1 protein-coding gene is annotated in these 1,975 nt (G+C 38.4%); it reads left to right on the forward strand.

Annotated elements, in window-relative coordinates; translation table 11 throughout:
- Positions 1 to 1,829, forward strand: a 1,829-nt coding sequence (locus E1176_RS02165; protein WP_185152566.1) for a DUF3352 domain-containing protein, incomplete at its 5' end; no start/stop codon positions are given.
- Between the last annotated feature and the right edge of the window lie 146 nt (positions 1,830 to 1,975).

Here is a 1,975-nt window from a genome sequence, read left to right on the forward strand (position 1 = left end):
CTTCGATTATAATTGAACTTGAAGACCCTTTTGCTCAGTGGCAGGAAATTACATCAAATAAGATCTGGAATTACCTTAAAACGAACACTTACTTCGCTGAGGTTGGGCAAAGTATCGATAGTCTCAATCTGGAGATGAAAGACAATGAAACCCTTTGGGAAATGGTAATGGCCCGGCCCATGCTTATCTCTATGCATGAGGTAAGAAGAGATGAGTACGACTTTCTTTATGTAGCTGATTTACAGAAAGCAACGAAACTACAATTCATAAAAAACTACATAGATAAACTTACAGATAAAGGCACGCAGGTTTATACAAGAGATTTTCACGGCAGTGAGATCACAGAATTGGCCTTTGAAGGATCTACTACACGATTATACCTTACGATCAATGATAATCTTTTGGCATTTTCTACCACTCATACCCTTATAGAAAATTCCATAGATCAGCTGGCTGAGCCCAAAATTGCCCGAGATCTGGATTTCATTGACATCAACAAACAAATGGGCGGTGAGGATAATATCGGGGTCTATTTGCAGCATAAATTCTTTTTAAAATACATCGATCAGTGGTTGACAGAGGAGGAATCTGTGATGCTAGACTTCCTTAATTCCACGAAATATACCGGTACCGCCTTGTCTACTGATGATGCATTCCTTCAGCTTGAGGGAAATAGCAATATTCTGGACTCCATCCCTACTCTACTGGGAGCTTTGCAGCGCTCTGGTGAAGGCGAAATCAGACTACCGATTATTGCCCCTGAAAACACTTCCTTTTTCATGACTTTTGGTTTTGATGATGCAGAGAAGTTTTATAAAAACCTTGAAGCCACCATCACCGAACCGGACTACAAATCAAACAAAGAGAAACTGGAGAAATTCCTGAACATCAGTCTGGAGAAAGACTTCCTCAGTTGGATTGATGATGAAATAGGCATTATACAACTACATGCAGAAGCAAATACGCGAGCTGCTGAGTTTGCTGTAGCTATAAGGCATAATGACAAAGAGGATGCTACCGAGAGATTAGAATATATTAAAAATCAAATTAAAAAGAAGACTCCCGTTAAGTTTAGGGGCATAGAATACAAAGGGCATCAAATACATTTTTTATCAGTTAAAGGATTTTTCAAAATCATGTTTGGCAAGGCCTTTTCTAAAATTGACAAACCTTACTACACCGTACTTGACGACTATGTGGTGTTTAGCAATACGCCAAAGACATTAGGAAAAATCATCAATCACTACAGCTCGGGTAGTACATTGAATAACAACAAAGCCTTTGCAGATCATATGGACAGGTTTGATACTAAGGCATCGGTATTTATGTACATCAATGCTGAGCAGTTTATCACCGATAGCGAAAAGATACTCACTAACGAATACTGGCAGGTTGTAAAAGAAAACAAGACGTATTTCGAGAGTTTTCCGATGGCCGGTGTACAATTCAAACCCAATGACAATTTATTGGGCCATACGATTGTAGTTGAGTTTGCAGGAAGAAAAAAATCAGCTGATCTTACTAATCTCTTTGCTATTGATACGCCTGCTGAGGAAGAGGTGTTGAAGGAGGAAAATGACGATGAGTCAATCGCCATTGATGATATTTTGCCTGATGACCTCACCGACAAAACCATGGATGACTACTACGCTAATGGTCAATTGAAGTATGAGGTGTCTCTTAAAAATGGTAAAAAACATGGCCGATACTTTGAATATGACAGCGCAGGCAATGTAATCGTTAAAGGCCGTTTTAGAAACGATCAAAAATCAGGAACCTGGAAATTTTATGATGCCGAAGGTGATGTCGTAAGGAAGGAAAGGTTTTAATAAATTTTGTGACTTTCATCTCCCTAAAAGTTATTTATCTAAAACCTAAGACTATGTTAAGGATAATAACAATTTTTGTAGCACTTGCTTTGTCATCGTGCGATCTGACCTCTGAAAACGAATCTAAAAACGAAATAAGTTTATTA

The sequence above is a fragment of the Fulvivirga aurantia genome, assembly GCF_009711475.1.
GTDB classification, from domain to species: domain Bacteria; phylum Bacteroidota; class Bacteroidia; order Cytophagales; family Cyclobacteriaceae; genus Fulvivirga; species Fulvivirga aurantia.